At 48.9% G+C, this 26413-nt stretch carries 28 protein-coding genes; 20 read left to right on the top strand and 8 right to left on the bottom strand.

Features of this window, described 5'->3' with window-relative positions:
- Nucleotides 1–2: 2 nt before the first annotated feature.
- The gene (gene uvrA, locus I8U23_RS07625; protein ID WP_198050887.1) at nt 3–2882 is read left to right on the top strand and encodes an excinuclease ABC subunit UvrA; all 2880 of its coding nucleotides are present in this window, start codon (nt 3–5) and stop codon (nt 2880–2882) included.
- Nucleotides 2883–2965: 83 nt separating this feature from the next.
- Nucleotides 2966–3175: an alpha/beta-type small acid-soluble spore protein gene (locus I8U23_RS07620; RefSeq protein WP_037997788.1), complete on the top strand. Its 210-nt coding sequence runs from the start codon at nt 2966–2968 to the stop codon at nt 3173–3175.
- A gap of 19 nt (nt 3176–3194) precedes the next feature.
- Here the strand turns inward: I8U23_RS07620 and I8U23_RS07615 are convergent, their stop codons facing one another.
- The gene (locus I8U23_RS07615) at nt 3195–3425 is read right to left on the bottom strand and encodes a DUF2553 family protein (RefSeq protein ID WP_037993289.1); all 231 of its coding nucleotides are present in this window, start codon (nt 3423–3425) and stop codon (nt 3195–3197) included.
- Between the two features lie 294 nt (nt 3426–3719).
- On the opposite strand from I8U23_RS07615, the gene I8U23_RS07610 reads away from it, so the two are divergent.
- Complete coding sequence (locus tag I8U23_RS07610) at nt 3720–4130, top strand: DUF302 domain-containing protein (protein ID WP_049720669.1); 411 nt, start codon at nt 3720–3722, stop codon at nt 4128–4130.
- 212 nt (nt 4131–4342) lie between these two features.
- A complete protein-coding gene (locus tag I8U23_RS07605; protein ID WP_037993291.1) occupies nt 4343–4678 on the top strand; it encodes a phage holin family protein in 336 nt (111 codons plus the stop codon).
- A 39-nt stretch (nt 4679–4717) separates the two neighbouring features.
- On the opposite strand, the gene I8U23_RS07600 is transcribed toward I8U23_RS07605, so the two are convergent.
- Together I8U23_RS07600 and I8U23_RS07595 are read right to left on the bottom strand one after the other, a co-directional pair.
- Nucleotides 4718–5239, bottom strand: coding sequence for a DUF84 family protein (locus tag I8U23_RS07600; RefSeq protein ID WP_037993292.1), 522 nt, complete (start codon nt 5237–5239; stop codon nt 4718–4720).
- Nucleotides 5205–5852 (bottom strand): class D sortase, encoded by a 648-nt coding sequence (locus I8U23_RS07595; protein WP_049720668.1) that lies wholly within the window; start codon nt 5850–5852, stop codon nt 5205–5207. Before I8U23_RS07595 ends, I8U23_RS07600 begins: the two co-directional genes overlap by 35 nt.
- A gap of 248 nt (nt 5853–6100) precedes the next feature.
- Here I8U23_RS07595 and hprK point away from each other — a divergent pair, with 248 nt between their 5' ends.
- Together hprK and I8U23_RS07585 are read left to right on the top strand one after the other, a co-directional pair.
- On the top strand, nt 6101–7036 hold the full coding sequence (hprK, locus tag I8U23_RS07590) for an HPr(Ser) kinase/phosphatase (protein ID WP_198050886.1): 936 nt from the start codon (nt 6101–6103) through the stop codon (nt 7034–7036).
- A gap of 36 nt (nt 7037–7072) precedes the next feature.
- Complete coding sequence (locus I8U23_RS07585) at nt 7073–8398, top strand: purine/pyrimidine permease (protein ID WP_049720758.1); 1326 nt, start codon at nt 7073–7075, stop codon at nt 8396–8398.
- A 39-nt stretch (nt 8399–8437) separates the two neighbouring features.
- On the opposite strand, the gene I8U23_RS07580 is transcribed toward I8U23_RS07585, so the two are convergent.
- Nucleotides 8438–8641 (bottom strand): hypothetical protein, encoded by a 204-nt coding sequence (locus I8U23_RS07580; protein ID WP_131470896.1) that lies wholly within the window; start codon nt 8639–8641, stop codon nt 8438–8440.
- 285 nt (nt 8642–8926) lie between these two features.
- Between I8U23_RS07580 and lgt the strand changes: the two genes are divergently transcribed.
- The 4 genes from lgt (at nt 8927) to I8U23_RS07560 (ending at nt 14716) form a co-directional block, all read left to right on the top strand.
- Nucleotides 8927–9823, top strand: a complete 897-nt coding sequence (lgt, locus tag I8U23_RS07575) for a prolipoprotein diacylglyceryl transferase (RefSeq protein ID WP_049720667.1) — start codon at nt 8927–8929, stop codon at nt 9821–9823.
- 22 nt (nt 9824–9845) lie between these two features.
- A complete protein-coding gene (gene ppaX / locus I8U23_RS07570; RefSeq protein ID WP_049720666.1) occupies nt 9846–10490 on the top strand; it encodes a pyrophosphatase PpaX in 645 nt (214 codons plus the stop codon).
- Nucleotides 10491–10499: 9 nt separating this feature from the next.
- Complete coding sequence (locus tag I8U23_RS07565) at nt 10500–10988, top strand: acyltransferase (protein WP_138614831.1); 489 nt, start codon at nt 10500–10502, stop codon at nt 10986–10988.
- A gap of 164 nt (nt 10989–11152) precedes the next feature.
- Nucleotides 11153–14716, top strand: a complete 3564-nt coding sequence (locus I8U23_RS07560; protein WP_049720665.1) for an efflux RND transporter permease subunit — start codon at nt 11153–11155, stop codon at nt 14714–14716.
- Nucleotides 14717–14750: 34 nt separating this feature from the next.
- Here I8U23_RS07560 and I8U23_RS07555 read toward each other — a convergent pair whose 3' ends face one another.
- Together I8U23_RS07555 and I8U23_RS07550 are read right to left on the bottom strand one after the other, a co-directional pair.
- Nucleotides 14751–15059, bottom strand: coding sequence for a YolD-like family protein (locus I8U23_RS07555; RefSeq protein ID WP_037993300.1), 309 nt, complete (start codon nt 15057–15059; stop codon nt 14751–14753).
- Between the two features lie 70 nt (nt 15060–15129).
- Nucleotides 15130–16632 (bottom strand): golvesin C-terminal-like domain-containing protein, encoded by a 1503-nt coding sequence (locus I8U23_RS07550; RefSeq protein ID WP_049720664.1) that lies wholly within the window; start codon nt 16630–16632, stop codon nt 15130–15132.
- Nucleotides 16633–16814: 182 nt separating this feature from the next.
- Between I8U23_RS07550 and I8U23_RS07545 the strand changes: the two genes are divergently transcribed.
- Nucleotides 16815–17024 carry an RNA chaperone Hfq gene (locus I8U23_RS07545; RefSeq protein ID WP_037993303.1) on the top strand — a complete coding sequence of 70 codons (210 nt, stop codon included), beginning with the start codon at nt 16815–16817 and terminating at the stop codon, nt 17022–17024.
- 18 nt (nt 17025–17042) lie between these two features.
- Here the strand turns inward: I8U23_RS07545 and I8U23_RS07540 are convergent, their stop codons facing one another.
- Entirely contained in the window at nt 17043–18155 is a 1113-nt protein-coding gene (locus I8U23_RS07540; RefSeq protein ID WP_198050885.1) for a quinone-dependent dihydroorotate dehydrogenase, read from the bottom strand.
- A gap of 146 nt (nt 18156–18301) precedes the next feature.
- On the bottom strand, nt 18302–18655 hold the full coding sequence (locus I8U23_RS07535; RefSeq protein WP_037993309.1) for an EthD family reductase: 354 nt from the start codon (nt 18653–18655) through the stop codon (nt 18302–18304).
- A gap of 598 nt (nt 18656–19253) precedes the next feature.
- Between I8U23_RS07535 and I8U23_RS07530 the strand changes: the two genes are divergently transcribed.
- The 9 genes from I8U23_RS07530 to hisIE all read left to right on the top strand — a co-directional run bounded on the left by I8U23_RS07530 (nt 19254) and on the right by hisIE (nt 26311).
- A complete protein-coding gene (locus I8U23_RS07530; protein ID WP_037993311.1) occupies nt 19254–19823 on the top strand; it encodes a non-canonical purine NTP pyrophosphatase in 570 nt (189 codons plus the stop codon).
- Nucleotides 19824–19914: 91 nt separating this feature from the next.
- A complete protein-coding gene (gene hisZ, locus I8U23_RS07525) occupies nt 19915–21087 on the top strand; it encodes an ATP phosphoribosyltransferase regulatory subunit (RefSeq protein WP_037998083.1) in 1173 nt (390 codons plus the stop codon).
- Nucleotides 21072–21713 carry an ATP phosphoribosyltransferase gene (hisG, locus tag I8U23_RS07520; protein ID WP_131470898.1) on the top strand — a complete coding sequence of 214 codons (642 nt, stop codon included), beginning with the start codon at nt 21072–21074 and terminating at the stop codon, nt 21711–21713. Before hisZ ends, hisG begins: the two co-directional genes overlap by 16 nt.
- Nucleotides 21713–23023 carry a histidinol dehydrogenase gene (gene hisD / locus I8U23_RS07515; RefSeq protein ID WP_084712957.1) on the top strand — a complete coding sequence of 437 codons (1311 nt, stop codon included), beginning with the start codon at nt 21713–21715 and terminating at the stop codon, nt 23021–23023. The genes hisG and hisD overlap by 1 nt, the downstream gene beginning before the upstream one ends.
- On the top strand, nt 23016–23594 hold the full coding sequence (gene hisB, locus I8U23_RS07510) for an imidazoleglycerol-phosphate dehydratase HisB (RefSeq protein WP_037998100.1): 579 nt from the start codon (nt 23016–23018) through the stop codon (nt 23592–23594). The genes hisD and hisB overlap by 8 nt, the downstream gene beginning before the upstream one ends.
- Nucleotides 23594–24211 carry an imidazole glycerol phosphate synthase subunit HisH gene (gene hisH, locus I8U23_RS07505; RefSeq protein ID WP_037998086.1) on the top strand — a complete coding sequence of 206 codons (618 nt, stop codon included), beginning with the start codon at nt 23594–23596 and terminating at the stop codon, nt 24209–24211. Before hisB ends, hisH begins: the two co-directional genes overlap by 1 nt.
- Entirely contained in the window at nt 24208–24948 is a 741-nt protein-coding gene (gene hisA, locus I8U23_RS07500) for a 1-(5-phosphoribosyl)-5-[(5-phosphoribosylamino)methylideneamino]imidazole-4-carboxamide isomerase (protein WP_037998088.1), read from the top strand. The genes hisH and hisA overlap by 4 nt, the downstream gene beginning before the upstream one ends.
- Complete coding sequence (gene hisF, locus I8U23_RS07495; protein ID WP_049720661.1) at nt 24945–25703, top strand: imidazole glycerol phosphate synthase subunit HisF; 759 nt, start codon at nt 24945–24947, stop codon at nt 25701–25703. The genes hisA and hisF overlap by 4 nt, the downstream gene beginning before the upstream one ends.
- Entirely contained in the window at nt 25700–26311 is a 612-nt protein-coding gene (gene hisIE / locus I8U23_RS07490) for a bifunctional phosphoribosyl-AMP cyclohydrolase/phosphoribosyl-ATP diphosphatase HisIE (protein ID WP_037997438.1), read from the top strand. The genes hisF and hisIE overlap by 4 nt, the downstream gene beginning before the upstream one ends.
- Nucleotides 26312–26413 lie beyond the last annotated feature (102 nt).

The following is a 26413-nucleotide window of genomic DNA, read 5'->3' as shown; positions in this document are numbered from 1 at the left end:
ACATGTCGCAAGAAAAGATTGTCGTTCGCGGTGCACGGGTGCATAATCTGAAAAACATTGATGTGACGATTCCGCGTGATCAGTTTGTCGTCATCACGGGGTTGAGCGGTTCCGGAAAGTCCTCACTTGCGTTTGACACCATTTATGCCGAAGGGCAACGTCGTTATGTCGAATCGCTTTCGGCTTATGCCCGCCAGTTTTTGGGGCAAATGGACAAGCCGGATGTCGATGGAATTGACGGGTTGTCCCCGGCGATCTCCATCGACCAGAAAACGACGAGCCGCAATCCCCGTTCCACGGTCGGGACCGTGACCGAAATTTATGATTACCTGCGCTTGCTTTATGCGCGGGTGGGACATGCGTATTGTCCGGTGCATGGAATCGAGATTCAATCGCAAACCGTTCAGCAAATGGTGGACCGGATCATGGAATTGCCGGAGCGTTCCCGGATACAGATTTTGGCACCGGTCGTCAAAGGGCGAAAAGGGGAGCATATCAAGCTTTTAAAAGACATCAGCCGCCAAGGGTATGTGCGTGTCCGAATTGACGGGGAACTCCGGGATTTGTCTGAAGAGATCAAACTGGAGAAAAACAAAAAGCATACCATCGAAGTGGTGGTGGACCGGATCATTGTCAAACAGGGCGTGAACACCCGGCTAACGGATTCTGTCGAGACCGCTCTGGCGATCAGTGATGGTGAGGTGCTGGTGGATGTGATCGGCGGAGAAGAACTGTTATTCAGCTCCAAGCTGGCTTGTCCGGAATGCGGGTTCAGCATCGAGGAATTGTCTCCGCGCATGTTCTCTTTTAACAGCCCGTACGGCGCGTGTCCGGCTTGTGACGGACTGGGAAACCGGTTGGTGATCGATCCGCAGCTGGTGATTCCCGATCCGTCCCTTTCCCTGAACGAAGGAGCAATCGAGCCTTGGTCTTCTTCCAACGGCAATCATTATTACGAACAACTGTTGAAAGCCGCTTGCGACCATTTCCAAATCGACATGGATAAGCCGTTTCAGGATTTGAGCCAAAAGGAAAAGGAAATTCTCCTTTACGGTTCCGACGAACGGTTTCCTTTCAGATATGTGAGAAACAGCGGTTTTGAACGGGAAGCCATGGCCCGGTTTGACGGGGTGGTGGGACATTTGAACCGCCGTTACAAAGAAACCGGTTCCGACATGGTGCGCGAGTATTTGGAAACCTATATGACAACCAAGTCTTGCCCTTCTTGCAAGGGGGCCCGCCTGAGAAAGGAGATTCTTCATATCTACGTCGGCGGAAAAAACATCGATGAGGTCACCCGTCTCTCGATCAAAGAGGCGCTGGAATTTTTCCAAAACCTGTCTTTGTCGGACAAGGAAAACCAAATCGCTTATCAAGTGTTAAAAGAAATTAAAAGCCGGCTCGGTTTTTTGGTCAATGTGGGACTCGGTTATCTGAGTTTGTCCCGTGCGGCCGGGACATTGTCGGGGGGAGAAGCGCAACGGATTCGCCTGGCGACCCAGATCGGGTCCAAATTGATGGGGGTTTTGTATATTCTGGATGAGCCGAGCATCGGCCTCCATCAGAGAGATAACAACCGCTTGATTGCCACCCTCAAGGAGATGAGGGATTTGGGGAATACCCTGATTGTGGTGGAGCATGATGAAGACACGATGTTGGCTTGCGATTACATCATCGATATCGGTCCCGGTGCCGGAGCCCACGGGGGAAAAGTGGTTGCTGCCGGCACGCCGCAGGAATTGATGGAAAATGAAAAATCGTTGACAGGGGAATACTTAAGCGGCCGCCGTTTCATTCCCGTGCCACAGAAGCGGAGAGAGCCGAACGGCAAATGGATCAAAGTGTCGGGAGCACGGGAAAATAACTTGAAAAATATCGATGTTGCCTTTCCTCTCGGCGTATTCACCTGTGTGACGGGCGTTTCCGGTTCGGGAAAAAGTACACTGGTTAATGAAATTTTGTTAAAAGGTTTGGCGCGCCGGTTGGGCAAAGCCAAAACGGTGCCCGGCAAGCACAAAAAAATCGAAGGCGCCGAACATTTAAATAAAATCATTAACATCGACCAATCTCCGATCGGGAGAACACCGCGTTCCAATCCTGCAACGTACACCGGGGTGTTTGATGATATCCGCGAAGTGTTTGCATCCACGCCGGAAGCCAAGGTGAGAGGCTACAAGAAAGGGCGTTTCAGTTTCAATGTCAAAGGCGGACGGTGCGAGGCCTGCCGCGGGGACGGTATTATTAAAATTGAAATGCATTTTCTGCCGGATGTTTATGTACCGTGTGAACAATGCAAAGGGAAACGGTATAACCGGGAAACCTTGGAAGTGAAATACAAAGGAAAAAGCATTTCGGATGTCTTGGAAATGACGGTGGAGGAATCCTTGGATTTCTTTGCGAATATTCCCCGGATCCAACGGAAATTGCAAACCCTTTATGACGTGGGGCTGGGGTATATCAAACTGGGACAGCCGGCCACGCAATTGTCCGGGGGGGAAGCCCAACGGGTGAAATTGGCTTCGGAGTTGTATAAACGGAGTCAAGGGCGGACGTTATATGTGCTGGATGAACCCACCACCGGTCTTCACATCGATGATATCGCGCGGTTGCTCAAAGTGTTGGAGCGGCTGGTGGAAAACGGGGACACGGTGGTCGTCATTGAGCATAATCTGGATGTGATTAAAACAGCGGACTATCTGATTGACCTGGGACCGGAAGGCGGAAGCGGCGGGGGAACGATCGTTGCCAAAGGAACACCGGAAGAAGTGGCCAAGAGCAAAGGATCTTATACCGGACAATTCCTGGCGCCGATTTTGGAAAGAGACAAAAAACGCATGGAAACCCTGCTGGCAAAACGGGAAGAGACCGCAACCCCAAAGTAAGGAATCAATAATTGCACGGAATTGCGGACAAACTGAATAATGCAAGACGTTCATCACCACCTTACGACAAAGGAGTGATTCGAATGGCTAGAAGAAACAGGCTTGTTGTTCCGGGTGCCAGAGAATCATTGGAACAGATGAAGAATGAAATCGCTCAAGAATTCGGAGTCGAGTTGGGGGCTGACACCACAGCCCGTGCCAATGGGTCAGTAGGTGGAGAGATGACAAAACGTCTTGTGGCGCTGGGCTCGCAAGTCATGGAGCAACAGCGAAAAGGAAAAGCAGGGGAATGATTTCCCCTGCTTTTTTATGTCAACACCATCCCAAATCGCAATCGCTCACATACGAGTCAGGCGAAGGTTGGGATGGTGGGATGAGTGAAGAATGGATGTCTCCGTTTTTGAACTGATAGCCTTCTTCCAAATGAGGCAGCTTTTCGTCCAACGGAATATGGCCGATTTTTTTTCCAAGATGATATAAGACCACTTTACCATTTTCGATTTTTCCTACAACTTCGGATGTGATTTTTTGTTGGCAATCCATTTAGTCCATCCCCCTCCTTGCTGAAGAACCTAAAGATAAGTATACCCGTGGCATGATCCCTGAATGCAGGAAAGGGCTGATTCATTGTATTTTTACAATAGCACGGCTATATATTAAAGTCAATATCAATTTATAATAATTATAAAATGAGATTGATTATTAGTCAATTGAAGGGATCAAAGAGTGTGTTCGGTTTCATGATTCTATTCATTCATGAATACAGTGTATTAAAGATTGGAAAGAAATCATGATACAATAGGAAAAGAAGACCGGTTTGAAAAGAGGAGGAGAGAGATGTATTCATATGTCGTGGATGTGAAAGGCGCTTCGACGGAACAGGTGCTGAAGCGTTTGGAGGAAAAAATCGCCGAACATAAATTCCGATTATTATGGAAGTATGATATTTCCACAAAATTGTTTGAACAAGGAATCCGGTTCAATCAGCCTTATTACATTCTTGAGTTGTCTCACGCCGACTTGACGAAACAGCTGTTAACCGAACATCCCGACTGTGGATTTTTGCTTCCGGCCAAATGCATGGTTTATTGGGATCAAGAAAAAAATACCGTACGTGTCGGTGTTCTACGTCTGAGTGAACTTGCCAAGGAAGTGGAAAGTGAACGGGTGAAACGGATTGCCGGGCAACTGGAGAAAAGACTGGTCGAAATGGTGAACCAATGCACGGGAGAAGAAATGGCATCCTGAAGTTTGTGTGATACAGGAAAGCGGGACGCCGGCTTTTCCGGACGGCTTGATCCGTTTGCAAAAAAAGACAGCCATGGCGGTTGAATGGATTCCATAACTTTTGCTCCTTCTCATCCGGGACAGAGGGGGATTCAAGAAAAAGGTTGATTGTTCACAAAGCATTTTATATCTTTGAACAATCGGGTATGAATTAAGTAAGGAGGAGAATGTTTATGAGAATCCTGTTAAAAATCGTTGTGGGCGCCATTGCTGTCTTTCTTGCTTCCCATTTGGTTTCGGGAATTGAAGTGGAAAGCTGGAAAGCCGCTCTTTTCGCCTCGATTGCACTGAGCATCATCAATCTGATTGTCCGGCCGGTCATCAAGGTGTTGACTTTGCCCATCACCATTTTGACATTGGGCTTGTTTTCATTTGTGATTAATACGTTCATGTTTTGGATGGCCAGCTTCTTTGTGGACGGGTTTGAAGTGGAAGGATTTGTCGCCGCATTTTTGGGGGCGTTGATCATGACCGTGGCCAACTGGATTTTGGGTTGGTTTACGGATTAACCGGCAACATAAAAAGGCTTGTGGAAAACACAAGCCTTTTTATGAATGATGTTTGTAAAATTGGTATTGTCCGAAAAGCAGTTTGCAAACATGGATAAACATTTCTTTTCGTTTCACCTGGTTGTTGGTGAAGATGCCGACGGCTCCTTGATCCCGGCGAACCCCTTTTTGTTTGGAATATTCCTCCATGATCCATCCTAATTCCTTTCCCTGATTCAGCGGAGTCCTGAATGAATCCGGAAGCGGAATCCGGGCCCCTCCGGCCAGCTGCACACGGCCGTTTTCATCCACAAGGGCTCCCCAATTGCACAAAAACAAACCATTAGGCGTTTCGGTCACTCCGCCTTCCAAGCCGATTCCGATGGCTGCGTCCAAAGCTTTTTTGGCGCGGCGTGCACGGTGAATGGCCCCTTCGATGGTTTCCTCATCGGAAAAAGGCTGGTCTGAAACCCCGGAAGGAACGGAAGCGGATAAAACCGTTCCGGTCCGGTTAAATTCCTGCCACGCTTCTTCAACAGCCCCGACTTTAGCGGGATTGGTCGATCCGACTGCGATGATCATGTTTGTTTTCACCTTCTTGAATTTGAATCAATTCAGCCCGGATGATATACCGATCCGGGGCATCTCCCACGTAATCAAACGGATAACAAGTTGACAGGGTCAGAACCGGACGGGAAATGGGAACGATCACGGTCCGGTCATCGGCGTGGGTGATCCAAGATTTACGGATTTGATAAGTGAAGAGATAGTTCCCGTATTTTATGTATAACCGGTCTCCTTTTTTCAATTTGCCCAAATCCCGAAAAACAGTGTCCCGATGGCCGGACAGGACAACATGCCCGGTGTCCCCGGGGTAAACCGTGCCATGCCCTTGGTATAATCCGACCCCTTTTTTTAAGGAATCGGAATCCGTTCCTTTGACGATCGGGAGAATCCGGCCCAGTTTCGGAATCACCAATTCTCCCAGCTTTTCACCTTGGCGGACGGGAGGGGGCGGGACGGAGACTCCCTGTTTTAAAGAAGGCATCGTGGTTTGGACATGCCAGTCGGGGGCAATGGATGCCGCCAGTTGTTCATTCTGTTCCACGACCGATGCTTCTTTCTGCCAATGATACATATTGTAACAAAAGAAAATGCCGCCTGCCAGAATCAGGAGCCAAGCCACTATGCGCATTATGCGTTTCCTCCTTGACGGCTTCCATTTCCGTGTTTATGGTTTTTATTCGACAAGAAGCCGGATATTCCCTGTGTCACGCCGGGAGAGAAAATCTCTCCTTCCGTTTTGACAAAGAAACAGAAAAAAAGGTATTTTAGGATATGAAACAAGTCAAGCCGGCAGAGGAACGGCATCCGTGAGAATAAAAAACTGTCCGCCGGCAAAAAGGCAATCAAAGGCCGGTTGGATGTTAGGAGATACGGACGATGAGTAAAAAGGTTACACTGGAAAAGTTAATACAAGAGTTTCGCCTGGAAGTGATTTATGGTTGGGATCAATTGGACCGTGCCGTGACCGTCGCGGATTTGTACCGGCCGGGATTGGAGCTGGCAGGTTTTTTCACTTATCATCCGGTCGAACGTTTGCAGTTGCTTGGCAAAACGGAATTGTCCTTTATTGAAGGATTGACCAGGCAAAAAAGAGAGGAACGTTTGGAGCGGTTGTGCCACTCGGAAATCCCTTGTTTTATCGTAACGCGGCAGTTGGAAGTGCCGGCCGAATTGATCCAGGCGTCCAAGAAGAAAAAGGTGCCGATTTTGCGCACTTCCTTGGCAACCACCAAATTTGCCAGCAAATTGACCAATTACCTGGAAAAATACTTGGCTCCGGCCACAACGATGCACGGGGTGTTGGTGGATGTGTATGGAATCGGCGTGCTGATTACGGGTTCAAGCGGAATCGGCAAAAGTGAAACGGCATTGGAACTGGTGAAGCGCGGCCATCGGTTGGTTGCCGATGATGCGGTGGAAATCACCCAGTCCGAAGAAGGGACGCTGGTCGGACATGCCCCGGAATTGATCCGTTACCTCCTGGAGATCCGGGGACTCGGGATCATCAATGTCATGACGCTGTTTGGGGCCGGAGCCGTACGCGATAAAAAGAAAATTTCGCTGGCCATTCATTTGGAGGCATGGAAGGAAGAACGCCAATACGATCGATTGGGCCTGGATGAAGAGAAAATCCGCATTATCGACACAGAAATCCCCAAGTTGACCATTCCGGTCCGCCCGGGGAGAAACCTGGCGGTGATTATTGAAGTGGCGGCCATGAACTACCGGTTGAAGCAAATGGGTTATCATGCCGCGCAACAATTTGTCCAGCAATTGGGTTCCGCGATTGATGACAGTGAGGAATTTGATTGATGGGGTTGAATCCGGGAGGAGGAGAAGAAAAATTTGATGAAAAATGAACATGCATGGATGAAAGAGGGTTTTTCCTTTTTGCAATGGGTGGTCTTCTTGTTGGCAAATGCCCTTTCGCTACCCGTTGTCATCGGCCAGCTTTATCATCTCTCTGCTGCAGAAGTTGCCGGCTTGATGCAGCGGACTTTTTTTGTAATCGGATTGACTTCTTTTTTGCAGGGATGGCTGGGGCACCGTTATCCTTTGGCAGACGGTCCGGCGGGAATCTGGCTCGGCATGTTCACGGTGATGGGAACCATGGCCGGGGCCGGTGAAGCCGTGCTTTCGGAGACCTTACGGGTGTTGGAAGGGGCGATGATCATGGCCGGAGTCATCATCATCGTTATTTCTGCCTTCCGCTTGCTTCCGAAAATCCTGTTTTTATTTACCCCTTTGGTGACTGGGTCATTTTTAATGCTGTTGTCGCTCCAGTTAAGCGGTGTGTTCTTTCAGGGAATGTTCGGGATCGGGCAAGGACGTGATGCTTTGGAGGGCAAATTGTTGCTCGTGTCGGTGGCGGTTTTTGTGTTGGTGTGGGTTCTTTCCGTTTGGGGAAAAGGCTGGATGAAAAATTATGCGGTTTTAATCGGCATTGCGGCAGGTTGGGCCGGTTTTGCAGGGTTGGGTTATGATGCGGCGCCGGTTTCTTTTTCTTCTTTTGTCACCCTTCCGTCCGTTTTTGCCTGGGGAACGCCGGTCTTTGATCCGAACATGATTTTAACCGTATTGGTGATTGTGTTGTTGCTTTTGTCCAATTTGATTGCAAGTGTGTCAGCCATGGAACAAGTGTTGTCCGGGAAGAATCGCTTGGAATCCGGGTTGTTGTCCCGTTCCGGAACGGTCAACGGGGTGGCGACGCTCGCTTCGTCTCTTTTTTCGACGGTCGGAATGGTTCCTTTGACGGTTTCCGCCGGCTTTGTCAGCATGACCGGCGAGAAGAGGAGACGTCCTTATCTGGCAGCCTGTATCGGGGTTGTCGCCATTTCATGCATCCCGCCTATCATCTCGTTTTTCGCCCAATTGCCGGGCCCGGTGGCCTATGCGGTATTGCTGGCTTCTTTCGGGCAAATGTTCGGCATCGGTTTGAAAGGCGTGTTAAAAGAAGCTCTGGATTCACGGAGATTTCAGATTTTAGGTATCACCATGTCGGCCGGGGTGGGAATGATGTTTCTTCCTGCCGAAGTGTTCCAAAACTTTCCCCCGGTGATTCAGTCCTTGATGAGCAACGGATTACTGGTGGGGATGTTGATCTGTCTGGTGCTGGAACAATGTTGGAGGCCGCGTGGGGAGGAATCGTTCAAAAAGGTGTCAAACCACGCATAAAGGCTGCTTCTTTTGTCAGGAGCAGCCGGCTGTGATCTATTATTCAAGCGTGATTTCGCGATCGGCGTGACAAGTTTTCGGCTTGCGCCAATGGGGAAGGTACACAAACTGGATGGGATCATTGGACAAACATCCGGGAGTGGAGCAAAATCCGCGATCTCCCATGATATACACACTTTGGCTGTTTCCGCATTCCATACAATCATAACGTTCTGCTTCTTCTCGGTGTAAATCGAACGCCAACAAAATAAATCCCTCCAATGATTTGTGTATACTATTTTAATGAATCAGACTTTTTATGTCCATAATAAATAATTCGATAAAAAAATGAAAAATATTGCACAGAAAGTCCGCCGGGATTTTTATGACGTTGCTTTGGACAGGCCAATCTGCTTTGAATGAAAACCGCTTGATCTGAAAGGGATTTTCTTTGCGAAAATTTTTAGGTTACAATGAAGACCAAATTTGTTCAAAATGGAAGGGTGGATCCGTGAAATTACTGTTTGGGGAAGAAGGGGGATGAAGGGAATGACGTTCATGGTGATTGATCCCGTGGCCTTTTCCATCGGCCCGATCCAGGTGCATTGGTACGGGATCATTATGGCGACGGCCGCCATGTTGGGTTTGTGGTTGGCGACAATGGAAGCAAAGCGCCAGGGGCTGGATCCGGATATTTTATTGGATATGATGATCTGGGTATTACCTTCGGCGATCGTGGGAGCCCGGCTTTATTATGTGCTCTTTGAATGGGAGTATTATGCCATGCATCCCGGAGACATCATTGCCGTTTGGAAAGGCGGACTGGCGATTCACGGCGGATTGATCGGTGCTTTTACAGCCGGATACATATTTGTGCGCAAGCATGGTTTGTCATTTTTGCAAATGGCGGATATTGTAGCCCCGAGTATCATTTTGGGCCAGGCGATCGGACGTTGGGGAAATTTCGTCAATCAGGAAGCCCATGGTGGGGAAGTGTCGCGGGCTTTTTTGGAAAGCTTGCATTTGCCTTCATGGTTGATAGAGCAGATGAATATTTACGGTGTGTACTATCATCCGACGTTCCTGTATGAATCGATCTGGAATTTGGCCGGGTTCCTTTTGCTGATCGGTTTACGAAAGATACGCATCCGGCAAGGCGAGATTTTCTTCTCCTACTTGATCTGGTATTCATTGGGCCGCTTTTTCATTGAAGGCCTCCGGACAGACAGCCTTGCGTTTTCCGGCCCCGGCTTTTTGGAACAACTGCTGGCTGGGCTTTGGTCCCCGATGCAATTGTTGTTCGAACCGGGAATGTTAACCGGGGGGAACATCCGCATTGCACAATTGGTGAGCCTGATCGGCGTCTTGGCGGGGCTGGTTCTCATCATTTGGCGTCGCATGAGCGGAACTGTCCCAAAGCAGGCCGGTGAAAGTAAAAAAGCTTAAATCCCGAAGGAGTGGAACAAGCGTGAAATATTCCGTCATCCTTTTTGATTTGGATGGAACGTTGATCAATACCAATTCGTTGATTCTTGCTTCTTTTATGCATACGCTCAGTCAGCATTGTCCGGGAAAGTACACTCGGGAAGATGTGCTGAAGATCATGGGGGAGCCTCTGCTCGACCAGATGCGCCGTTTTGATCCTGATCAGGCCGAAGCGATGGTGAAAACCTACCATGCCTATAATATCAAGCATCATGATGAATATGCCGAAGCGTTTCCCCATGTCCGGGAGGTTTTGCAAGCGTTGGATCAAGCCGGTGTGGTGATGGGGGTGGTTTCCAATAAACGGCGGGTCGTGGTGGAAAGAGGATTGGATCTGTTTCAACTGACCCCGTTTATGAAAACCATCGTTTGCATCGGGGACACTCCCGAGGCAAAACCGTCTCCGGACATGATTTTTCTGGCTTTGGAACAGTTGAAGGCGGCTCCGGAGGAGGCATTGATGGTTGGAGACAGCCGCTATGATTTGATGGCGGCCAAGCGCGCCGGGGTCGATGCGGCAGCGGTGGGTTGGAGCCTTCATGCGGAGGAACTGAAGAAGTATGAGCCAGCCTATTATTTGCATGATATGCGTGATTTGCTTCGCATTTTGGATACAGAGAAGGGGTAAGCGGACAACATGCGCAAGACGGAACGATTCAAAGTGAGCGGGCCTAATTCATTATGGCAGGTGTACCGGACGGTTCCCTTTTGGAAAGTGTTTAAAAACACCCTCGTGATCTTGGTTGCCCGTTATTTGCCGTGGATGGGGTTGAAAAGGTGGTTTTATCGCAAGCTGACCGGCATGGAAATCGGAGAATGCACGGCGGTTGCTTTCATGGTGATGATGGATATTTTGTATCCGGAGAAAATCCATATCGGGAAAAATACGATTATCGGATACAACACCACCATTTTGACGCATGAATATTTGATTGATGAGTACCGGTTGGGGGATGTGCATATCGGTGATCATGTGATGATTGGCGCCAATTCCACCATCCTTCCGGGAGTGACGATTGGAGACCGTGCGGTGGTCGGAGCCGGTTCCGTGGTCACCAAAGATGTGCCCCCCGGCACTTTTGTGGCAGGAAATCCGGTCAGGGTGATAAAAAGTACAAAACAATGAGGGATTGAACCAAAAACCGGAATCCGATTCCGGTTTTTGGTATTCATGGGATGAAAGATTGGAATTTATATGAACAACAGTGAGATACACTATTTTTCAATTTGCTTAGAAGTTATTATTTAATCAGATTAATTATTTATGGGTGATATGAAAGGGGAGTCAAGGTGAATTGGTTGACCCGTTTTTCACTGCGAAACGTTGCCGCAGTGTTGATTTTGATCATTTTGGTAACCGGTGGCGGTGTTTATACAGCAACCCAATTAAAAATGGAAGCCATGCCGGATATCAACTTTCCGGTGATTGTCGCAGTCACCCCGTATCCGGGGGCATCGCCTGAGGATATCGCCGAAGAGGTGACCAAGCCGATAGAAAGAGAAATCATGGGAGTCAAAGGGGTGGATAAGGTTACATCCATTTCGGCAGACAGTACTTCCGTGGTGGTTGCCCAATTTGATTTTGATGCGGATCTGGACAAGGCGCAGCAACAAATGAGGGACGCCCTGGACCGTTTGGATTTGCCGGACAATGTGATGGATACAATCTTTAACCGGTTTGGATTCAACACCTTCCCCATGATTAATTTTACGGTAAGCAGTGACAAGAAAAATGCCACTGAATTGGAGCAATGGGTAAAAGATGTGGTGAAACCCAAACTGGAGTCGATCGAAGGGGTCGGTGAAGTACAGGTAAAAGGAGAAGGGACCAAAGCGGTATACATTCGTTTGAATCCGGAAGCATTAAAGAAACATAATCTCACTATGCAGCAAGTTCAACAAGCTTTGGCCAGTGCCCAGATGTCTTTGCCGCTGGGGGATTTAAACACCGGCAATGTGGATATGCCTGTACGCATTCATCAGGAGATCACCTCAGTGGAAGACTTGAAAAATTTTGAGTTGACCGTTCCTGCCAATCCGACGGAAGGCATGCAGGATGCCTTCAACCAAATCGGTCAATCCATGGAGAGCTTGGGGCAGGCTGTAGGCGGCCTAGGTCAAGCTGTCGGAGGATTGAGCGAAGGGTTGGGGCAAATGAGCCAAGGACTGGGACAGGTGAGCCAAGGATTGGGGCAAGTCAGCCAAGGAACCCAGCAGTTGGCGAAAGTACAGGCCCATACGCAAAAAGTCCAAGCCGAAATGATCGGGATTCAGATTGAGTTAAATAAAGCGATGGAGCAACTGCAAAAAGATCCTGAAAATCCTGAGCTCAAACAACAAATCGCCATGTTGCAGGGACAGTTGAAGGCCAAACAAGCTGAACTGGTGGCGCTGAGCAAACAATTGCAAGCGATGCTGGCGAAGATGCCCAAATCTTCCGGAACTGTGCCGAAAGGAAACAGCCAATCGGTAAAAATGCCGGCTTCGCAAGGAAAAACTTCTGCCGGCACCGGCAAACCGGAAATGAAAGAACCGGAAATTAAAACCGTCAAACTTCAGGACATTGCCACCATTACGGAATCAGCAAAAGGTCAATCCATGATCACCCGGACCAACGGGAAACCCTCCATCAATGTGGAGGTCATCAAAAATCCGGATGATAATGTGGTGGAAACAGCAGATGCAGTGAATGCTGAACTGGATCAGCTGGCAAAAGCCAATAAAGACGTTCAATTCATGAAGTTGTTTGACCAGTCGGACAGTGTCAAAATGTCCATCCATTCCATGGTGCGGGAAGGATTGCTCGGGGCTCTGTTTGCTTCGGTTGTGATTCTTCTGTTCTTGCGGAATGTGCGCATGACATTGATTTCGATTGTTTCGATTCCGGTGTCTGTTTTTGCAACCTTGATCTTGTTGAAACAAGCGGATGTGAGCCTCAATATCATGACCCTTGGCGGAATGACGGTGGCCATCGGTCGGGTGGTCGATGACAGCATTGTCGTGATCGAAAACATTTACCGCCACCTGATGAAAGGGATGGAACGCACGTCCGAATTGATACTGTTGGCGACCAAAGAGGTTGCTTCAGCCATTACATCCTCCACATTGACGACGGTTGCGGTATTTGTTCCGCTCGGAATGATTGAAGGGATTATCGGTGAAGTCTTTTATCCCTTTGCACTGACGGTGACCATTTCGCTTTTGTGCTCGTTGGTGGTGGCTGTCACCATCGTTCCGGTCTTGGCGAAATTGCTGGCTTTGAACGGAAAGCCGTTGAAAAAAGACCGGACAAGGAGCCGGCTGGCGGAACAATACAAAAAAGCTCTCAATTGGTCTTTGAACCATAAAAAAATCGTTTTGGTCGGGTCGACTTTAATGTTGTTGGGAAGTTTTGCGCTCGTACCCTTTATCGGAACCATTTTCCTTCCTTCCGATAAAGAAAAAGCGATGAACATTGAATTGAAAATGCCTTCCGGCACGAATTTGGAAAAAACAAATCAAGTCGCCGAACAAATGGAGCAAAAGTTGAAACAGCACCCGGAAGTGAAAGTGATCAGCAGTTCGGTCGGGAACATGAGCAGCCAGATGACCAATGACGGTTCAACGGGCAGCAGCAACCGCGCTTCCATGTTTGTCACCTTGGCGGATGACACCGAAATGGACACCTTTTTGGAAAACATCCGCAAGGAATTAAATGCGGTGGATCAGGATGCCGTTGTGAATGTCAGTGAAGTCAACAGCATCAATCCCGCTTCCAATTCCATCGAAGTGGTGATTACCGGAGATTCGATGGACAAGATCCGGACATTGACCAATCAATTGACGGCAAAAATTCAAAAAGTGAACGGTCTTGCCAATGTGGAAAACAATTTGAGTGAACAGAAGAAAATCGTCACCATTGAAGTGGATGATGCCAAAGCTGCGAAGAAAGGTTTGGTGGCCCAACAAGTGGCCGCAAGTGTCCGCGGATTGTTGCAGGCGGATACGATCTTTGAAATTGAGAAAGGAAACGAATCGCAAGAAGTGAAATTGGGATTGAAACAAGATGAAGTCAATTCGGTGGATAAGGTGAAAGAAATCCGGATATTATCCTCCACCGGTGAACTGGTTCCGCTCAAAGATATTGCCAACGTCAAGGTGGAAGAAGGACCGGTCACCGTCAAAAGAGAAAACGGGCAGTTGGCTGCCACCGTTTCCGGGGATGTCACCATTAAGGACACCGGAGCCGTTTCCAAAGACATTCAAGCGCAAATTGACAGCACTCCGATCCCGCAAGGCGTTTCGGTCAAACTGGGCGGCGATATCGAACAAATGAACGAAAGCTTTGCTAATCTGGGGAAAGCCATGATCGTCGCGGTCTTTGCCGTTTATGTGGTCATGTTGATTGCATTTGGGGAAGCCACGGCACCCTTTACCATTTTGTTCTCTCTCCCGTATGCCGTCATCGGCGGTTTGCTCGGTCTGTGGATTGCCGGTCAGCCGATCAGTGCGCCTGCTTTGATCGGGGCATTGATGTTGATCGGGATCGTGGTCACCAATGCGATCGTCTTTGTGGATCGTGTGCAACAGATGAAAAAACGCGGGCACAATACCGTTGATGCTTTGTTGGAAGCAGGAGAAACCCGTCTGCGTCCCATTTTGATGACGGCTTTTGCAACGATTTTCGCTTTGTTGCCGCTGGCTCTCGGGTATGGAGAAGGTGCCGCCATGTCGCAAGGATTGGCGATTGTGGTGATCGGAGGACTTGCCTCGTCCACGTTATTGACTTTGTTTATTGTTCCGATCGTCTATCTTTTCCTCTCCCAATTGAAAGAAAGATGGCAGTCCAAAAGAAGTCGTCAAGCCGAAGCATAACCAAATCCCCCGGGGAAGACTTCCCGGGGGATTTTTATAACGGGTCCACCTCAATCAATTGATCAAAGGTGATTTTTTTCTTCCATTCGCCGTTGGCCATGATGAACCATTCTTCATACGGATGGATTTTTTTGATGCGTCCGTAAAACTGAAGGGGTGAATATTTCCCCGCATAGATCACGATGACAGGTTTTTGCAATTCATAAGATTCTTCCAGCAAAAAAGTCATGTATTGGCGCTCGTCTTCATCCCTTGCGGGGGGATGGTATGTTGCGGCCGGCCTGTTTGTGACCATGTTGTGCCGCTGGGTTTCATACCATTTGTGAAAAGAAGCTGCCAGCATCTTTCTCCGCCTCCTTGTCTATGATCATACACGAACACAAGTTCGCATTCAAGGAGGAACAGAGAAAAAATTATTGTTTAATCAGCTTGAAGGCATCAGCCACCACATAACCGGAACCGGATGACCATCTGGATACGGCAATTTTATAATCAGTGCCTTGCGACATGTGAAAACGGCCCAGATAGTTCCATTTGCCGCCGTTTTGTTGCTGATTGACATAAACTGTTTGGTTGCCGGAAGATGTTTTGATGATCACGGGCGTGTTGGAGTTATAGCCGCTGTTGGCTGGCCACCAGCCGTAAATATCATAGTTTCCCGAGGAAGGAATGTTGATTTGGTACCAGAAAGGGTCGCTGGCAAGCACCGGTTCGGCAAAATGATAGTTGCTTCCGTATTTTTGGGAATTCCAGCTGCTGGTTCCCCATGCGTCGCTGGCCATTTTTGCGCCGGTGTTGTCAAAAACGAGTTCTTGAGACTCCTTGACCAAAGACATATAGTAGTTCCAATCCCAGTGGGAACCCGGATCAGTATGGGTTGCGCCCGGCACTTCATTGTGTCCGATAATATGGCTTCGGTCTTTGGGAATGCCGTACCGGTCACACAACCAGCGGGTCAGGTTGGCTGAAGCGCGGTACATGGCATCCGTGTACCAAGCCGGATCGCTGACGTATCCTTCATGTTCGATCCCGATGCTGTGGACGTTGTAGTTCCAGTTTCCCGCATGCCAAGCAATGTCCTTGTTTTGAACCATTTGGGTAATTTCTCCGTCACTGGAACGGATTACATAGTGGGCGCTGACACTGGCTGCCGGATTTTGGAACCAGCTGATCGTGCCGCTGTAAGAGCCCTGTGTCGTATGAATGATGACATAGTCGATGGAATTGCCGTCGCTTTCGCGATTGGCCGCTGTATAGTTGGAACTGGAAGCGGCCACCCATTTGGCACCAGGGTAATCGGGCGTTGCCTGTTTTTCCGGTTGCTTTTCCACTTGTTCATACTTTCCTGTATGAGGTGTTACCGGAGTCGGCTGAATGAAAACATCTTCCCCGTCAATCACCCGTTGTGCGCCTTCATTGATGATTTTGAAAACTTCATCGGCATACCATTTGGCAGCCAAGTCGGAGGATAACCCGCTGTAATCGGCCACGGTGGTATACCAGTCAGCCAAATTTTGCGGGATCTGGCCCTGATTGTTTTCCTTGGCCAGTTCGGCCAAAACGGCAGCGCCTCCCCGGATGTTTTGTTTGATATCTGTCTTCAATGTGGATTCGGGGAGATTCAACAGGCGGCTGGCTTCTTTCAATGATTGGTTGTACGGGTTGTCGGCCAGGTGCATCAACCCGTAGCCGTTGAGCTGGCTGGGTTGTCCGTGATGGTCTTGCCAGCGGGTTTCGGCATAACTGACAGCCAGTAAAATTTCATCGGGAACCTGAAATTCCTTGGCAGCCTGCTGGAACGTTTCATATAAAGTTCCCGGTTGAAAGTGATCGTCGGCTGCATAGCTGACCGGCGGACTGAAACTGAAAAAGACCATGCTGAAAAGAAGAAGCGAGATCCCCAAAATTCTCCTCAAACCGGATTCCCCCTTTTATGTCTGAAGTGGTTCTCTATCTTTAATTATATATCTATAGCATTTTTCATAACAATATTTTCATTTTAAAAATAAAGAATTTTCTATATAAAAAAGCAGCGGCCGGAGGAAGGATTTAAATACAAGAAAAAGAAACAAGGAAAGAGAAAGGGGAGTGACAGGGGATGAACCGAGAACAAGACCAAATATTAAGCCAATTAAAGGAAAAGGGGGATACCGTCAAAATATATTTGGTCAACGGATACCAATATCAAGGGAAAGTCAATGATTTTGACAAATACACCCTTTCCATCGAGGTGGACGGGGAAATGTTTGTCATCTCCAAGAAGATGGTCAGCACCATTGAAATGTCAAAGCCACCTGAAATGTTTTGACAGGAAAAAGACGGGCTTTTACAAGGGAACCCGTCTTTTTGTTTCCTGCAAGTGTTGGCCGATCCATTCGGTAAAATGGCTGATTTGTTCTTTTTCCATCTGTCTTATCAATTCCTGGTTGATTTGCTTGACGATCCCGGGTCCCTGATAAATCATGCCGGTATAGATTTGAACCAGATTGGCCCCCGCTTTCAGTTTCTCGATGACATGTTGTCCCGAAAAAATGCCTCCCGAACCGATGATGGGAATGCTGCCTTGTGTTACGGAATAAATGTGTCGGATCATTTCGGTTGATTTTTCCCGCAAAGGCTTTCCGCTCAAACCTCCGTTTTCATGTCGGGCCGAGACGGTCAATCCTTTACGGGACAACGTGGTGTTGGTGGCGATGATGCCGTCAATCCGCAAGGAAACCGCCGTGGAGACAATCTCTTTTAATGTCTGGATTTCAAGATCCGGAGCGATCTTTAACAGAACGGGCTTTCTTTTTTGATCGATTTTTTCCAATTTTGTTCGTTGGTTCATTATTTCCGTCAATAACGACTGCAATGCCTCGATGTGCTGGAGGTCGCGAAGCCCTTTGGTGTTGGGGGAGCTGACATTGATTACAAAATAGTCGCCGTAGGGATACAGTTCTTGGAGACCGCGGGTATAATCCTCCACTGCTTTGTCATTGGGGGTGTCTTTGTTTTTACCCAAATTAATGCCGACCGGAATGGCGGGATGTCCCAATCGTTCAAAGGATTCTTTCGCCGCGGCAATCCCGTGATTGTTAAATCCCATCCGGTTGATCACGGCTTTATCTTCCGGAAGGCGGAACAACCGGGGACGGGGATTCCCGTTTTGCGGACGGGGAGTCAGGGTGCCGACTTCCACGAAGCCGAATCCCAAAGCGGCAAGTGCCGGATAAACATAGGCGTTTTTATCGAATCCGGCTGCCATTCCCACCGGGTTTGGAAAAGAAATACCCCATAATTCGGAGGCAAGGCGCGGATCTTGGATGGTGAATGGTTTGGAGACGGTCTTTTGAATCAAGGAAGCAGACTGCATCCATTTCAATCCCCGGACGGTCCAGTTGTGGGCGGTTTCCGGATCCATCCGAAACAACACTTTTCGAAATAACTGGTAGTTCATGGGTGTGACTTCTCCTTTACCGCAAATATCTGAAGGTAGCATACCACAAGGGGTGGACAAAAAAAAGCTGACTGGCTTGTACCGGCCAGTCAGCAGAATGTGTATCAAGAGTTTCCAAAACAGAGGGGATCGTCCGTCATATGTAATTAATAATTTAAATTGGTGAAAAGGTTCGCTCTGAAGACTTGTTCTTTCCCTACATAGGCCACCAGGTAATCGGCTGCATCGTTGATCCAGCTTTGGGCAACGGCTTGTCCTTCTTCGCTGGCTAAGACTTTTTGCAGGGCATCGGGGCTTGCGAAGTAAATTTCGCACATTAAAGCAAAATCGTTATCCGGTGTCACATCGGTCGGGCTGCTGTTGGAAACCATCAATTCCGTCACTTCCACTTTAATTACACCGTGGATTTTTAAGATTCTCGGGATCAATGTATTTTTTAATTCCTCTGCAAACTCTTCAATTCCATCTTTTCTTTTGTAGTAACCAATGATCTTATACATAAATAAAAACCCCTCTTTCCTTATATCTTTCTGGAAATATATTTGATCGGAAATAAGTAATTGATAATTAACAGATAAGTTCATTACTTAAACCCAATAATTCAATTTTAATACCTTTATTAATCATTGTGTAGAATTAATCGAATCTTTTCAAGATGATTTCATGGTTTTTATCACAAATTTGTTACAGCAAAAAGAAGAGATCGTTAAAATCCGCCGTTATTTGTAAACGTTTTCAAAAAAACACAAAAAAGCTTCGGGTTTTAAACGCCGGTTTTATATGGAAATCATTCCAACCAACAGGAAAACGAGGCCCATCATTATGGGTTCCAATGATTGGTTTTTTCCCCGATATACCAGAAAGATTCCGATCAGTTCCAGAACGATCCCGGTTGCCAGGAAAGAGAGTCCCAAGTAGCCCATTGCTTTCGCCTTCCTTGTTAAAGTCTCTAGTGTATTTATTCGCATTGAACCGATCGTTTATGTCTTTTTTGTAAAAATAATGCGGCTGGCAGTGTATTATTTATTTCTGATGCAAGAGAATTAGCGTTAAAATGAGAAAAAATCAAAGTCAGATCGAACCATCGGAGGGGAAAAAATGAAACTTTTTTTCGTGACTCAAAACAAAGCAAAAGTGGCAGAAGCCAAAGGAATCCTGGCGCCTTTCGGAATTGACGTGGAGCAGAAGACGGTTGCCTTTGTGGAACCGGATAAAGGAACGGTGGAAGAAACAGCCCGGGCCAAATTGAAACAAGTCCGTAAACAAGGGCTGGATCAATTCATGGTGGATGATGCCGGGATCTATTTTGCGGCTTACAAAGATTTCCCCGGGATTTTGTCCAAGCGGATTTATGAACGGATTGGCTACAAAGGAATCCGCAAACTTTTGCACGGGGAAAAGAGAGAAGCCTGGTTCCAGGGAGCGGTCGGCATCTGCTTCAACGGGGAAATGAAGATTTTCAGCGGAGAAACCAGAGGGCATATCGTTGAGCAAATCGAACAATCGGAAAGTCCCGTCACCGACTTCCCCTATGACCCGATTTTTATACCGGAAGGGGAGTCGAGGGTGCTGAGTGAGTTGTCCGAAGAAGAATGGCAGACTTATTCTTACCGCCGCAAAGCATTGATCGGTTTGGCCGAATGGTTGAAAGAAAAAACAAAACACTAGTCAATAAGAAGTGCTTCATGTTATACTACTTGAAACGATGCTTTAACTCATTATCGATTTAATAAGATAAAGCGAAGCGGAGGGGAGTGCGATGACCAAACCGCAGACATTTGAAAAACCAATGGGTTTTCGGGACTTTCCGCCGCTCATTGCGGAAAAGAAACGTTTGTTGGAAGACCGGGTCCGGGATCATTTTGTCAAGTGGGGCTATCAGGAAGTCTGCACGCCGGCCTTGGAATTTTTTGATACAGTGGGACAATCCAGCCAGATTCCCGTTTCGCGGATGTTTAAATGCATGGACCGGGACGGGAATCTGTTGGTTTTGCGTCCCGACCAGACCGCTCCGATCGCGCGGTTGGTGACTTCGGTTTTAAAAAGGGAGCCTTTGCCGCTGCGCCTGTTTTATCACGGGACGGTTTTCCGCGCCCAAGAGAAGGAAGCAGGCCGAAACAGCGAAAAATTTCAGTCGGGGGTGGAACTGGTCGGACAAGCGGGGCCGGAAGCCGACGGGGAAGTGATCGCTTTGGCCGTGGAGTCGATCCAAGCTTGTGGCATCGGTGCTCCGACCATCGTACTCAGCCATGTCGGACTTTTGGAAGGATTTTTAAGGGAACGGATTCATCGGGATGAAGCGATTGAAAAGTTGAAAGAAACATTGGAAGTCAGGGATTTGGTTGCATTTCGCCGCATTCTGGAGGAGTTGGATCTTTCCCTTGAAGAACGGCAAGAAATCATGGAGCTGACAAAACCGGGACTGGAAGGGAAAGATTGGAAAAAACTGTCTGCGTCGGCCAAAACAGAAGAAGTGCGGGAAAAATTTTGTTATCTGAAACGGGTTTGGGACCAGTTGCAGATTTTTGGCTGTGTGTCGCAAGTGAAAGTGGATTTGAGCCTGGTGGGGAGTCTCGGTTATTATACCGGCGTTTATTTTGAAGGCTATGCAAAAGGGATGGGATTTCCCCTCGTCAGCGGAGGACGGTATGACCAGCTTTATCAATCTTTCCACACGGATCTTCCGGCAACCGGTTTTGCTTTAAAAACCGACCGCCTGTTGGAGGCCAGTCCGTTAAAACCGGCATCGCCGAAACGGATCGCAGTTTTTTATGAACCTCATTTGCAACAGGAAGCTTATCGGAAAGTGCGTTCCTTACGGGAGCAAGGTTGTGCGGTGATCATGCAGCCGGTGGGAAGCCGGGCAGACCGGACACCGGATGTGGATGAAGTTTTGACGATCGCCGGCGAAGGGGAGTGGTCCACGTGTTAACGATCGCCATGGCCAAAGGGCGGGTGATGGAGGAAGCTTTTGACCTGTTTCAACAAGCCGGCCTGCCGGTTCCGAAAGCGGATGATCTGGATTCGCGAAAACTGGTGGTGTCGGTACCGGAGAACGAAATGACCTTTTTTTTGGCCAAGCCGATGGATGTCCCGACCTATGTGGAATATGGAGTAGCAGACCTCGGTGTGGTCGGGAAAGATGTGCTGATGGAGCAATCCCGTGATGTTTATGAATTACTGGATTTGAAAATCAGTCCCTGCCGGATGTCTGTGGCCGGGAAGCCGGAATCCACCCTTTCCCCCCATCCGAAGGTGGCAACCAAATATCCGCGGATTGCAGAACAATATTTTAAGGAACAAGGACAGCAGGTTGAAATCATCAGCCTGCACGGATCAGTCGAACTGGCTCCGATCATCGGATTGGCTGAGCGGATTGTTGATATTGTCTCCACCGGCCGGACACTGAAGGAAAACGGTTTGGTGGAGTGGTGTTGTATTGCCGATATTACCTCGCGGTTGATTGCCAATAAAGGAAGTTACCGCTTGAAGAATGAACGGATCCAAAAAATCTTGGGTGATTTGGAACGCGTGATTGAAGAGGAGGGGCGTCTGTGATCAAAATTGTCTCGCGGGAGGATTTAAAACGTCTCCACCGGGCCGGGATTGAAACGGAAGAACCGTTGTCAGCGGTGCAAGAGATCATTGACCTGGTCCGGAAAAAAGGCGATGAAGCCCTGCGTACCTTCACGCTTCAGTTTGACGGTGCCGACGTTCAAAAATGGGAAGTGAGTCCGGAAGAAATTGAAGAAGCCATGGAGCAGGCGGATCCGGAGTTGGTCCGGGTTTTGACCGAAGCGGCCGGACGCATCCGGAAGTTTCATGAACACCAACGGCAACAGTCGTGGTTTTTTACAGAGGAAGACGGAACCGTTTTGGGACAAAAAGTCATTCCTTTGGAAAAGGTCGGAGTTTACGTGCCGGGAGGAAAAGCAGCTTATCCCTCATCTGTGTTGATGAATGTGATTCCGGCCAAAACCGCCGGCGTCAACGAGGTGATCATGGTGACTCCCCCGCTTGAAAACGGGGAGGTGTATGTAACGACGCTGGTGGCGGCAAAAATTGCTGGTGCGGACCGCATCTTCCGGGTCGGAGGAGCTCAGGCGATTGCTGCTTTGGCCTATGGGACGGAAAGCATTCCCCGTGTGGACAAGATTGTGGGGCCCGGCAATGTCTATGTGGCGTTGGCGAAACGGGCGGTGTTCGGCCAAGTGGATATTGACAGCATCGCCGGTCCGAGTGAGATCGTGGTCCTTGCGGATGAATCGGCGGATCCGGTTTATGTGGCCGCCGATCTGCTTTCCCAGGCGGAACACGACCGGATGGCCTCCGCTGTGTGTATCACGCCTTCCCGCTTTTTGGCTGAACGCGTCGCGGAGGAAGTGGACAGACAATGCCGCCGGTTGCCGCGCCGCGAGATTGCGGAAGCATCCATCAAAAATTTCGGTGCCGTTTGTGTGGTGAAAGATATGGAAGAAGCGGTGTCAACCGCAAATCAGCTGGCGCCCGAACATCTGGAACTGATGGTTCGCGATCCTTGGCATTGGCTTGCCAAAATTAAACACGCGGGTGCCGTCTTCCTGGGTGAACACAGTCCGGAACCGTTGGGGGATTATTGGGCCGGGCCCAATCATGTGTTGCCGACCAGCGGAACGGCCCGCTTTTTTTCACCGCTGAGCGTGGATCAATTTGTGAAAAAGACCAGTGTCATTTCCTACAGTCCGGAGGCGCTTTACCGTGACGGGAACAAAGTGATGTACCTCGCGGAAGCGGAAGGACTGACGGCGCATGCCGAATCGGTCCGGGTACGGATGGCAAAGAAAAGGGAAGGTGAGGGAATTGGTGAAAACAGGGAAGCGGATGAGTAATATCTCCCGTCAAACCAGGGAAACCGAGATTTCTTTGGCATTGCAATTGGATGGGATGGGACAAACCAATTTGAAGACAGGCGTCCCGTTTTTGGAACACATGCTGGATCTGTTTGCAAAACACGGGAAATTTGATTTGTTTGTCGAAGCTAAAGGAGATACCCATATTGATGATCATCATACCGTGGAAGACATCGCCATCTGTCTGGGACAGGCGTTGAGGGAAGCGCTCGGGGACAAAAGGGGAATCCGCCGCTATGGCAATGCTTTTGTTCCGATGGATGAGGCGTTGGGCCAGGTGGTGGTCGATTTGTCCAACCGTCCCCATTTGGAATTCCGGGCGGAATTCCCGAGTGAGAAGGTGGGTCGTTTTGACACGGAGCTTGTCCATGAATTCTTTTGGAAATTGGCGCTTGAAGCGCGCATCACTTTGCATGTGATCCTTCACTATGGCCAAAACACCCATCATATGATCGAGGCTTGTTTCAAAGCATTGGGGAGAGCATTGGATGATGCGGTGCAGATGGATCCCCGCGTACAGGGAATCCCTTCATCGAAAGGAGTCTTGTGATGATTGTCATTGTCGATTACGGAATGGGAAATTTGCATAGTGTGTCCAAAGCATTGGAACGGATGGGCTATGACAGTGTCATCGCGTCTGACCGGGAAACAATTCTTGAAGCGGATGCGATTATCCTGCCGGGAGTCGGTGCGTTCGGAAAGGCGATGTATGAACTGACCCAAAGGGATCTGGCCGCGGTGATCAAGGAAGCGGCCCGCCGGAACAAACCGGTTTTGGGGATTTGTCTGGGAATGCAATTGTTGTTCACCAGCAGTGATGAACATGGCTATCATCAGGGATTAAATTTGCTGCCCGGCCACGTGGTCCGGTTTGAAGGGGAATACCGGATTCCGCATATGGGGTGGAATTGGCTGAGTTTTAAACATCCGCATCCGTTATTTAAGGGATTGGAAGAAGGACATGTTTATTTTGCCCATTCCTATCATATCCAAGCGGACAATCCCGAAGATGTGATTGCCACCACCGATTACCATCAGACGGTGGCGGCGGTGGTCACCCGCGGAAACATTTACGGCATGCAATTCCATCCGGAAAAAAGCGGCAAGCTGGGACTTGCCTTGTTGGAACGGTTTGCCAAGCTCAGTGAAAAGGTGGGGACATCATGAGTTTTGTCATCTATCCGGCCATCGATCTAAGGGGCGGCAAGTGTGTCCGGCTCAAACAAGGGGATTACGGTCAGGAAACGGTGTACAGCGAAGATCCGCTGAACGTGGCACAAACGTTTATCGAACAGGGAGCGGAATGGCTCCATATCGTGGATTTGGATGCGGCGCGTTCTGGAGGGATGGAAAATGCCTCCATCATTCAAAAGATTGTGGAATTCTCTCCGGTTCCGGTTCAAATCGGCGGGGGCGTCCGAAATATGGAGCGGTTGGAGCGGCTTTTAAAATGGGGTGTCCGCCGGGTGGTCATCGGTTCCGCAGCCATTGATGATCCGGCGTTTGTGAAAGAGGCATTGAAGCTTTATTCCGCGCATATCGCCATCGGTCTGGATGCCAGGGACGGATTTGTCGCCACCCATGGCTGGCTGAAGACATCCCGGGTGAAAGCGGGGGAATTGGCACAACAAATGAGTGACTGGGGTGCGGAAACGTTTATCTTTACAGACATCTCCAGAGACGGAATGCTGACTGGTCCGAATATCGGGGCCGTGCGGGACCTGGCGGGTGTATGCGGGAAAACGGTGATCGCGTCCGGGGGTGTTCATCGGGTGGCAGATCTGAAACAGTTGGCTTCTTATCAACATGAAGGCGTGAAAGGAGCCATTGTCGGAAAAGCGTTGTACACCGGAGCCATCGACTTTCCGTCAGCCATCCGTGCGACAAAGGAGGCGAATTTATGATAACCAAACGCATCATTCCTTGTTTAGATGTCAAAGACGGCCGTGTAGTCAAAGGGGTTTCTTTTGTTGATTTAAAGGATGCGGGCGATCCGGTGGAGCTGGCGGCTTATTATGACCGGAACCAGGCGGATGAACTCGTTTTTTTGGATATTTCCGCTTCACACGAAGGGAGGAAAATCATGATGGATGTGGTGAGAAGAGCCGCGGAGCAGCTGAGCATCCCTTTCACCGTGGGTGGGGGAATCCGTACGGAGGAAGACATGTATGACATTTTGCGGTCGGGAGCGGACAAAGTGTCGGTCAATACATCTGCTGTTTTGAACCCCGGATTGATTGAAGCAGGCGCCAAACGGTTTGGCCACCAATGCATCGTGATTGCCATTGATGCCAAGTATGACCCGGATGAAAAAGACTGGTTTGTTTATACACACGGCGGACGGAAACGAACGGACAAGCGGGCCGTGGACTGGGCCGTGGAAGCCGTTGGCAGAGGGGCCGGGGAGATTTTATTAACCAGTATGGACCGGGACGGGCACAAGAACGGTTATGATCTGCCACTGACCCGGCAAATTGCCCAAAAAGCGGGCGTTCCGGTGATTGCTTCCGGCGGGGCCGGCAAGGTGGAGCATTTTGTGGAAGTGTTTCTGGAAACCGAAGCGGATGCGGCGTTGGCGGCTTCCATTTTTCATTTTCAAGAAGTCGGGATCGATCAAGTGAAAAAGGCTCTAAAAGAAAACGGGGTGAATGTGCGTTGATCCATCCGGATGATATTCAATTTGACGAAAAAGGGCTGGTGCCGGCAATACTGCAGGATGCGGCCAGCAAAGAAGTTTTGACCTTGGCTTATATGAACCGCGAAGCATTGGCATTGACGCTGAAGACAAAGGAAGCCTGGTTTTACAGCCGTTCCCGCAATCAACTTTGGCATAAAGGGGAAACTTCCGGAAATGTGCAGAAAGTGGTGTCCGTTCAGACGGACTGCGACCGGGATGCGATTTTGGTGAAGGTGCTTCCCGAGGGGCCGGCTTGCCACCAAGGAACCTACTCTTGTTTTAAGGAGCAACCGGAAGATACCGCCGGCCGCTTTCAGATGATCAATAAGTTGGAATCGGTGATTGCCAAAAAAGAAGCAGAACGGCCCGAAGGCTCTTATACGGCTTATTTGTTTGACAAAGGATTGGACAAGATCTTGAAAAAAGTCGGTGAAGAAGCTTCCGAGGTGATCATTGCCGCCAAAAACCGCAGCGCCGAAGAGCTGAGCAATGAAACGGCGGATCTCCTTTATCACTTGTTTGTTTTGCTGCGGGAACAAAAATTGCCTCTGGATGAGGTGCTCCGTGTATTAAAAGATCGGAATCAATAGCAAATCTTTAAAAATACAGACAAGGGATCATGCGTTCCCTTGTTTTTTATTTTGTTTGAGACTCTCCATATATTGATGTTTTGTTGTAATATTTAAATGGAT

Source organism: Thermoactinomyces sp. CICC 10735 (assembly GCF_016055175.1).
Lineage (GTDB): Bacteria > Bacillota > Bacilli > Thermoactinomycetales > Thermoactinomycetaceae > Thermoactinomyces > Thermoactinomyces vulgaris.
The sequence above is the reverse complement of the archived record's forward strand: the minus strand, read 5'-3'. Positions and strand labels throughout refer to the sequence as shown.

Coding starts and splice junctions, on each gene's coding strand:
- I8U23_RS07600 (WP_037993292.1), bottom strand. CDS start 5,239: ATGATCATCGCAGTCGGATCGACCAATCCCGCTAAAGTCGGGGCTGTT.
- I8U23_RS07615 (WP_037993289.1), bottom strand. CDS start 3,425: ATGGATTGCCAACAAAAAATCACATCCGAAGTTGTAGGAAAAATCGAA.
- I8U23_RS07545 (WP_037993303.1), top strand. CDS start 16,815: ATGAACCGAGAACAAGACCAAATATTAAGCCAATTAAAGGAAAAGGGG.
- I8U23_RS07610 (WP_049720669.1), top strand. CDS start 3,720: ATGTATTCATATGTCGTGGATGTGAAAGGCGCTTCGACGGAACAGGTG.
- lgt (WP_049720667.1), top strand. CDS start 8,927: ATGACGTTCATGGTGATTGATCCCGTGGCCTTTTCCATCGGCCCGATC.
- I8U23_RS07620 (WP_037997788.1), top strand. CDS start 2,966: ATGGCTAGAAGAAACAGGCTTGTTGTTCCGGGTGCCAGAGAATCATTG.
- I8U23_RS07595 (WP_049720668.1), bottom strand. CDS start 5,852: ATGCGCATAGTGGCTTGGCTCCTGATTCTGGCAGGCGGCATTTTCTTT.
- hisF (WP_049720661.1), top strand. CDS start 24,945: ATGATAACCAAACGCATCATTCCTTGTTTAGATGTCAAAGACGGCCGT.
- I8U23_RS07535 (WP_037993309.1), bottom strand. CDS start 18,655: ATGTATAAGATCATTGGTTACTACAAAAGAAAAGATGGAATTGAAGAG.
- hisH (WP_037998086.1), top strand. CDS start 23,594: ATGATTGTCATTGTCGATTACGGAATGGGAAATTTGCATAGTGTGTCC.
- hisB (WP_037998100.1), top strand. CDS start 23,016: ATGAGTAATATCTCCCGTCAAACCAGGGAAACCGAGATTTCTTTGGCA.
- I8U23_RS07530 (WP_037993311.1), top strand. CDS start 19,254: ATGAAACTTTTTTTCGTGACTCAAAACAAAGCAAAAGTGGCAGAAGCC.
- hisA (WP_037998088.1), top strand. CDS start 24,208: ATGAGTTTTGTCATCTATCCGGCCATCGATCTAAGGGGCGGCAAGTGT.
- uvrA (WP_198050887.1), top strand. CDS start 3: ATGTCGCAAGAAAAGATTGTCGTTCGCGGTGCACGGGTGCATAATCTG.
- I8U23_RS07565 (WP_138614831.1), top strand. CDS start 10,500: ATGCGCAAGACGGAACGATTCAAAGTGAGCGGGCCTAATTCATTATGG.
- I8U23_RS07605 (WP_037993291.1), top strand. CDS start 4,343: ATGAGAATCCTGTTAAAAATCGTTGTGGGCGCCATTGCTGTCTTTCTT.
- I8U23_RS07555 (WP_037993300.1), bottom strand. CDS start 15,059: ATGCTGGCAGCTTCTTTTCACAAATGGTATGAAACCCAGCGGCACAAC.
- hprK (WP_198050886.1), top strand. CDS start 6,101: ATGAGTAAAAAGGTTACACTGGAAAAGTTAATACAAGAGTTTCGCCTG.
- hisZ (WP_037998083.1), top strand. CDS start 19,915: ATGACCAAACCGCAGACATTTGAAAAACCAATGGGTTTTCGGGACTTT.
- I8U23_RS07585 (WP_049720758.1), top strand. CDS start 7,073: ATGAAAAATGAACATGCATGGATGAAAGAGGGTTTTTCCTTTTTGCAA.
- I8U23_RS07540 (WP_198050885.1), bottom strand. CDS start 18,155: ATGAACTACCAGTTATTTCGAAAAGTGTTGTTTCGGATGGATCCGGAA.